Raw genomic sequence first — 6953 nt, 5'->3', positions numbered from 1 at the left:
CAGGGGTGTATAAGGGACAGGGTCAGGGCCAGTGCTTCGTTAATACGGGCGCCGGTGTTCCACAGGGTGGTCAGCAGCATCTTACGGTGAAGATCGGGCACGTAGTGGAGCAGGGCGCTCACTTCCGGCGCCAGCAGGTATTTCGGCAGTTCGTCCTGAACGAGCGCCATCTGGCGCAGTGCCAGCGCGGCCGGGTAATCGATGGCCACCGGCAGCTGAGCAGAGGAAAAAGCCCCGCTATGGCCTGGCAGTGCTGGCATCATGTTATGTCACCATTGTCATTAGAGTGTGCAGTGCATCACCGGTGCATCCGGGGATGCCGGACCCGGCAGGATCAGATACTCGGTAGCAGATTTGACACGGTAATTGGTGTAATCTTCAAACGAAACCGGGCTTGCTTTCATCCCCGCGAGAAAAGTTTCTTCAAGACCGCGGGCACGCGGAAGCGATAGTTCTATCGTCTCAGGATCGATGGCCATTTTCTGGCGGGTGGCTTCCAGCTCAGTGGTCAGCCGGTATTTTTCCGTACGAAAAGGAATACTCTCTTCAGCGTTTCGCTGTGTATAGGTCACGTCAAACATCATGCGATCACCGTCGTTCTGCAGTACCACGCCCCTGAGGAGACTTTCTATACGAACGGGGGATTCACCTTTCTGCGGAATCTCCGAGGTCCGGCTGCAGATAATCACCATCCCGGGTTTCTGACTGGCATTAACCATCCGCATTTCACTGAGCGTTGCCGCCCCTGCATCCCGTGCAGTCACACCCAGCAGGATCGTCAGCCCCATTATAAAACCGGTCAGTTTACACATCGTTCCTGTATCCTTTACGTTAATGTCTGGATCATCTTCAGGGAGAAATCCCGCCGGACTACACTATCGAGTGACATGTGGCCGCCAGAGGGTGTCCAGCCGACCACTCATTAAATGCTGCTGTCGGCTATCAGTAGCGACCAAGAGTCATTAACTGGAAGCATTTTTCCTCGGAGAGCTCTCCTTCTTTCTTTGGGAGAGGGCCAAGGAAAGGAGTTATCACATCGACTTCTGTGGACAGATACCATGTGTCATCAGCATCATCCCACCAGGCAACTGTGCGATCGTCCCAAGTGTGTATCTCACGGTAGCAGCCGTATCCGTATATGTGCTCAAACTCCGATTCTTCCATCCAGACTCTGTCATGCCCAAGGATTATGAGAGCCTCAAATAAAACACTCAGTGTAATTTTCATATTCATAATCAACTTCCTTATTATTTAATATCTATTAGTTCTATTTATTTATCATCGCCAGCAGAACATTCCGTTGCCCGCCCGCAGTGATTAGCAGAATAACAGTCACCGCCCGCAATTACCGGATCTCACTCTTTTTGACTTCCGAAAAATTCATAATAGCAAAGTTTTCGGAAGCGATGATGAACAGATTAACAGGATTTACTCGTCAGGTCGGTCTGATGCGGAGAGGGTGAAAGTTATCTAACTACTTAAAGTGTAGCACATTTTTAATTTTCGTTTCACAAATCAGCGCAGAAAATCGCCGTGATCCGGAACTACCTTTTTTCGGATCTGACCGGGAAAAGTGAAAAGAAAGGATATGCAAAGCATATCCATATGCCTGACATCTGCATAGGTATGGCATACGCATATACTCACCATCTGCATATGCTCTATATATACATATGCCGAACATCTGCCTATACTGAACATATGCACACACCCGGTGCAATGAACCTCATTCCGGATATGCATCACATATCCATACTTACCCGGGAGAAAAATCATGAGAACCGTATCTATTTTCAAAAACGGCAACAACCGCGCCATCCGCCTGCCCCGCGATCTGGATTTTGAGGGGGTGAGCGAGCTGGAGATCGTCCGGGAAGGGGACAGCATTATTCTGCGTCCCGTCCGGCCGACCTGGGGCTCGTTCCTGGAGCTCGAAAAAGCTGACCCGGACTTTATGGCTGAGCGCGGGGACGTTGTCAGCGACGAAGGACGGGTTAACCTGTGAACAAAATGTATATGCTCGACACCAACATCTGCTCGTTCATCATGCGCGAGCAGCCGGAAGCCGTCCTGAAGCGCCTGGAGCAGGCGGTGCTGCGGGGTCACCGCATTGTGGTTTCGGCCATCACCTGGGCCGAAGTGTCACTGGCATCACAGGAAGCAGGACCAGCCGCACAGAAGCTGGCTGACGCCTTCGCTGCCCGCCTTGATGCCATCCTGCCCTGGGACCGTACCGCGGTGGACGCGACCACGGAAATTAAGGTGGCGCTGCGCCTCGCCGGCACGCCGATCGGGCCGAACGACACGGCGATCGCCGGGCACGCCATCGCCGCCGGTGCCGTGCTGGTGACCAATAATGTGCGGGAATTTGAGCGGGTGCCGGGTCTGGTGCTGGAAGACTGGGTAAGATAACGCTGTAATACAAAACAGGCGGTCTGGCGCTGCCGGACACTCTTTCAGTCAGCGGTATATAAAGGAATAAAAGATGCCTCTGATCACGCGGCTTATGCTGCAAAACTTTAAAAAGTTTCCGGAACTGGATCTGCGCTTCACTCATGACCGTAACATTCTGGTCGGTGACAACGAGTCCGGGAAAAGCACGATTCTGCTGGCCCTTGACCTTGTGCTGAGTGACAGCCGGCACCGGGTCGAGGCATTGGGTGTGGAATCGCTCCTGTCCCAGTCAGCAGTCAGGCATTTTCAGGAAGGTGAGCGCCGCGCCGAGCTGTTACCCGTGCTGACAGCTGACGTTTTCCTGAGTAATGGGGGAGATCCTGACCTGAACGGCAGGCAAAATCTGGCGGGTATCGATGCGGATGGACTCAGAATGCGCATTGCACCAATGACGGAGGAATACGGTCAGGATATTCACAATGTACTACAGCAGGATCCCGATAATTTTCCCTATGAATACTATTCCGTGCGGTTCAGCACCTTCTCCGGTGGTCATTTCGCCGGCTTCAGACGCTATCTGCGCCATCTGCTGTTAGACAGTGCACGCATCGATAACGAGCACGCCGCACAGGAATATACGCGCACAGTTTACAGCGTCAATGTGCCGGTGGCCGATCGTTACCGGCTTGAAAACAGTTACCGGCAACAGAAAATGCTCTTCTGCACCCGGCATCTGTCAGCCATAAACGACACGCTGGAAACGTATCAGTTTGGCGTGCGTTCCGGTGCTAAATCAGGTCTTGAGGCGAATCTGGACATTACCGAGGACGGTATTTCCATTCGTCACCGTGGAAAAGGAAGGCAGTGCTTCATCAAAACAGAGTTTGCGCTGCAGCGGCATCAGCAGCAGGGAGAGCTCCACGCACTGTTGCTTGAGGAGCCGGAGAATCATCTCAGCCATGTCAGTATGAAGAGGCTGGTTAATCAGCTTGCCACTGAACGGCAGACGCAGGTGTTTATTGCCACACACAGCAGCCATATCTCCTCCCGCCTCGATCTACGTAAGGCAATCCTCCTCGGATCTACCCGGCCGGTACTGATGAATGAACTTTCCGCTGAGACTGCCGCCTTCTTCATGAAAGCACCGGATAATAACGTGCTGGAATTTGCGCTAGCCAGACGTGCACTGCTCGTGGAGGGGGATGCTGAGTTTATTCTGATTGAGGCCTTTTATCGCCGCCTGTATGGCAGGGCGCCGGAGGATGACGGGGTTCACATCATCGCTATCGGCGGAACGAGTTTCCGTCGTTATCTTGAACTGGCCCGTCTTCTGGAAAATCGCGTCGCGGCCCTTCGTGATAATGACGGAAACTATCAGCAAAACTGCGATGAACGCTATGCTGACGTGCTGTGTTCCCGCACCCGGGCATTTGCTGATCGCGACAACACCCGATCCACATTTGAAATCTGCCTGTATCAGGATAACGCTGCTCTGTGTGACGCGCTTTTCCGCGGAACCCGCCGAACACTCACGGTGCAGGAATACATGCTGGCCAATAAGGCAGAAGCAGCATTCCGGCTGTTACAGCTGCACGCCGAAGAGCTGACGGTACCTGATTATATTCAGGAGGCACTGGCATGGATAAGAGAGTGATATTTGCGGTTGCCGGCTCGGGCAAGACCACGCTGCTGATACGGCGGTTGAGTGAGGACCGGAGAACGCTGATCCTGACCTTCACCGTGAATAATGAAGCGCATCTGCGGGCGCAGATTATCAGACGTTTTGGCTTTATCCCGGACGGGATCAGGGTGATGACCTGGTTTGAGTTTCTGCACGGTTTTTGCTTCCGGCCTTTCCTGCAGGAGCGGCTGGCATCGCGTGGCCTGAGCTTCGACCGACCCCCTCCCGGAATACCGCGCACGAATGCCCGGCATTATCAGGATCCCGCCGGACGGCTATATCACCGGAGGCTCGCACACTTGCTGACAGCCCGGGGGCTGCTGCCGGATATCCGTACCCGGCTTGCCCGTTACTACGATGAACTGCTTGTCGATGAAGTCCAGGACTTTGCCGGACATGACTTTGATTTTCTGCTGGAGCTCTGCCGTGCGGAAATCACTGTGCTGTGTTGCGGTGATTTTTATCAGCATACCTTTGATACAAGCCGTGACGGCAACGTTAATTCAGCGCTGCACGATGACATTACGCGATATGAGGCCCGCTTCGCCGCAGCAGGTTTCATGGTTGACCGTAACACGCTCAACCGAACATGGCGTTGCTCGACTTCGGTGTGCGAGTTTATCACCGGGCAACTGAACATCCGTATCGCTGCCCATGGGATACATGCCACCCTGATTGAAACGATCACAGATGCAGAGCGCACAGCCGCCCTGCACGCCGATAATACGGTGATTAAGCTCTTCTATCGTGAGCATCACCGTTACGGCTGCTATTCCATGAACTGGGGCGTCAGCAAAGGGCTCGATCACTTTCAGGATGTCTGCATTGTGATGGGGCCCGCCCACTGGAAGCTTCTGACCCGTCAGGAACTGGCAGCCCTTCCACCATCGTCCCGTAACAGGCTGTACGTGGCATGCTCACGGGCGCGCGGCAACATTTATTTTGTTCCGGAAACTCATCTGCGCCGATTCCGAAACTGAGTTACCGATTTCTCAGTCGGGCACAAATCAGTAAAAAGCGAGGGTCATCGACGGAAATACCGGCTGGACAGGTGCGGTTCCGGTTCTCGCTTTCCGGAACCTGGCTGACAATATGTAACATTATCATTAAATTCAATTATGCCAGTTATTTTCATTCGCAAAATGTGAATAATGTGGCATACACGCCAGCATGAAATTATTGTTAACATTTTAAGTTCTGAATGGTTTTTCACTTGTTCAGTTAAAAGTGCAGGTCATTGAAAACATTGTACGGTTTTGTTGGCCGGAGACTATTTCATCATCGCGGATAATGAGCGGAACTAACTGTCCATTATATCTGGGCCAGACAGAAAACATGGTATAGTCGGTGATGGATGCTGAAGTTTAGTAATTTCAGAAATAATTTAATTTGAGATGCCATGACAATGGTTTTTCTGATTTACCAGAGCTGAAAATATGGCATACTGCAGATGTTACCTGACTGCACTCATACCGGGTAACGGACTGTGTATTGTGATGATTTTTTTATTACAGGGGGGATAGATCGTGATCTATAAGATTTGCCAGGTAATTGACGGGGAGTACGTCTGCGACATTGATATCAGTGTGGAAGAATGGAAAAATCTGTTAATGAATGAAAAGGTTTTTGACTCTAAAAGTATTGAGGCGTTAAAAAAATGGTATATTGAACCAAATCATTCCTGCACATGTTTTGATATAGGCAAAAAGTACGACCAGCACAGTATGAGTGCTAATGGCGTTATTAACGGGCTCGGTGGTAGAGTTCAAAAAGAGCTAGGAAGGTTTGAAGTTAAAGGGATCGGGAATATAGCACCTGGCACAAAATTCATTACAGTCATGAAGAGTAAAGAAACCGGTGAAAAACCAAAAAGATACTTATGGACTATTCGTGATGAACTTGTTCAGGCAATTAAAGAGCTGGATTTATTTGGTGTGGAAGAAATAACCATCAATGAGTATTACTCAGACGATGAGTTGATCAACGCCATGGAAGCGAATAATACATTTGATATCGCCCAGGCATTTGAATATACAGGGGAAGCTAAACCAAAGAAACATGCAATTGAAGTAAAAAATGGCGTCTCGTACCCAAGAAATAAAGGGGTTTCGAAAAATGCACTGAACAAAGCAGGTTACAGATGTGAAGTCGATGGTGAACACCCAACCTTCAGAAGGCGTAACTCTTCCCTGAATTATACTGAACCTCATCACATTGTACCTATGTCCATGCAGGATGATTTTAACACTTCGCTTGACGTCGAAGAAAATATAATATCGCTGTGTTGCAATTGCCATAAGCAAATTCACCTCGGCCAGGGATATGAAGAAATGCTTGAGAAAATATATAATGAGAGAAAGGAGTTATTAAAACAGGTAGCTATCGATATATCTCTGGAGGATTTGATTCGCTATTATAAAGGTGAGAACAGGTGAGTGTTATTCAATAGTAATGCTTTTACCTTGCTTGCAGAGACGGTCATTATTTCCTGGTAGTTACCGATTTGGCGCGTGAAAATACAAAACCCGAAATTAATCGGGTTTGAATTATATAAAGATTAACAGACTCCCGTGCCCAGGAGCGATGTAAAATCACGCTTGTCGTGACATTTCTGCAATGTTTACTTTTGACTATCAAGCCATTTATTCATCTGCTCAATTTCACCTTTTTGAGCTTTAATGATGTCCTGTGCGAGCTTTCTCATTTCCGGATCTTTTCCGTATTTTAGCTCGGTCTCAGCCATTGCTATTGCCCCTTCATGGTGCGCTACCATGCCTTTCGCAAAAGCCTTGTCGGGATCGGATTCATTTACGGCAGCCATCATTTTGTCATGCATGTCTTTCATGCCAGCCATATATTCCTGTGACGAATCCCGGGT

At 49.9% G+C, this 6953-nt stretch carries 9 protein-coding genes and 1 pseudogene; 5 read left to right on the top strand and 5 right to left on the bottom strand.

Annotated features, from left to right (window positions below):
• The 4 genes and pseudogenes from APU11_RS03810 to APU11_RS29150 form a co-directional block, all read right to left on the bottom strand.
• A partial coding sequence (locus APU11_RS03810) for a tyrosine-type recombinase/integrase (RefSeq protein WP_157849604.1) occupies nt 1-263 on the bottom strand: 263 nt, incomplete at its 3' end.
• Between the two features lie 18 nt (nt 264-281).
• Nucleotides 282-812 carry a hypothetical protein gene (locus APU11_RS03805; RefSeq protein ID WP_013087127.1) on the bottom strand — a complete coding sequence of 177 codons (531 nt, stop codon included), beginning with the start codon at nt 810-812 and terminating at the stop codon, nt 282-284.
• A 130-nt stretch (nt 813-942) separates the two neighbouring features.
• Entirely contained in the window at nt 943-1233 is a 291-nt protein-coding gene (locus APU11_RS03800) for a hypothetical protein (protein WP_013087126.1), read from the bottom strand.
• A 301-nt stretch (nt 1234-1534) separates the two neighbouring features.
• A pseudogene (locus APU11_RS29150) lies at nt 1535-1818 on the bottom strand (hypothetical protein); the annotation flags it as partial.
• Between APU11_RS29150 and vapB the strand changes: the two are divergent.
• The 5 genes from vapB (at nt 1775) to APU11_RS03775 (ending at nt 6510) form a co-directional block, all read left to right on the top strand.
• Nucleotides 1775-2005 carry a type II toxin-antitoxin system VapB family antitoxin gene (vapB, locus tag APU11_RS03795; protein ID WP_032662167.1) on the top strand — a complete coding sequence of 77 codons (231 nt, stop codon included), beginning with the start codon at nt 1775-1777 and terminating at the stop codon, nt 2003-2005. The pseudogene APU11_RS29150 and the gene vapB overlap by 44 nt on opposite strands.
• A complete protein-coding gene (locus APU11_RS03790; RefSeq protein WP_032662169.1) occupies nt 2002-2412 on the top strand; it encodes a PIN domain-containing protein in 411 nt (136 codons plus the stop codon). Before vapB ends, APU11_RS03790 begins: the two co-directional genes overlap by 4 nt.
• Before the next feature lie 73 nt (nt 2413-2485).
• On the top strand, nt 2486-4048 hold the full coding sequence (locus tag APU11_RS03785) for an AAA family ATPase (RefSeq protein ID WP_032662171.1): 1563 nt from the start codon (nt 2486-2488) through the stop codon (nt 4046-4048).
• Nucleotides 4033-5055: a helicase UvrD gene (locus APU11_RS03780; protein WP_032662174.1), complete on the top strand. Its 1023-nt coding sequence runs from the start codon at nt 4033-4035 to the stop codon at nt 5053-5055. The genes APU11_RS03785 and APU11_RS03780 overlap by 16 nt, the downstream gene beginning before the upstream one ends.
• A gap of 546 nt (nt 5056-5601) precedes the next feature.
• Nucleotides 5602-6510 (top strand): HNH endonuclease, encoded by a 909-nt coding sequence (locus APU11_RS03775; protein ID WP_032662179.1) that lies wholly within the window; start codon nt 5602-5604, stop codon nt 6508-6510.
• 185 nt (nt 6511-6695) lie between these two features.
• Here the strand turns inward: APU11_RS03775 and APU11_RS03770 are convergent.
• On the bottom strand, nt 6696-6953 hold a 258-nt coding region (locus APU11_RS03770; RefSeq protein ID WP_060578320.1), incomplete at its 5' end, for a DUF305 domain-containing protein.

The sequence above is a fragment of the Enterobacter sp. 50793107 genome, from assembly GCF_001463365.1.
Taxonomy (GTDB): Bacteria; Pseudomonadota; Gammaproteobacteria; order Enterobacterales; family Enterobacteriaceae; genus Enterobacter; species Enterobacter cloacae.
This window is presented reverse-complemented; position numbering and strand designations above follow the sequence as displayed.

Coding starts and splice junctions, on each gene's coding strand:
- APU11_RS03800 (WP_013087126.1), bottom strand. CDS start 1,233: ATGAATATGAAAATTACACTGAGTGTTTTATTTGAGGCTCTCATAATC.
- APU11_RS03780 (WP_032662174.1), top strand. CDS start 4,033: ATGGATAAGAGAGTGATATTTGCGGTTGCCGGCTCGGGCAAGACCACG.
- vapB (WP_032662167.1), top strand. CDS start 1,775: ATGAGAACCGTATCTATTTTCAAAAACGGCAACAACCGCGCCATCCGC.
- APU11_RS03785 (WP_032662171.1), top strand. CDS start 2,486: ATGCCTCTGATCACGCGGCTTATGCTGCAAAACTTTAAAAAGTTTCCG.
- APU11_RS03805 (WP_013087127.1), bottom strand. CDS start 812: ATGTGTAAACTGACCGGTTTTATAATGGGGCTGACGATCCTGCTGGGT.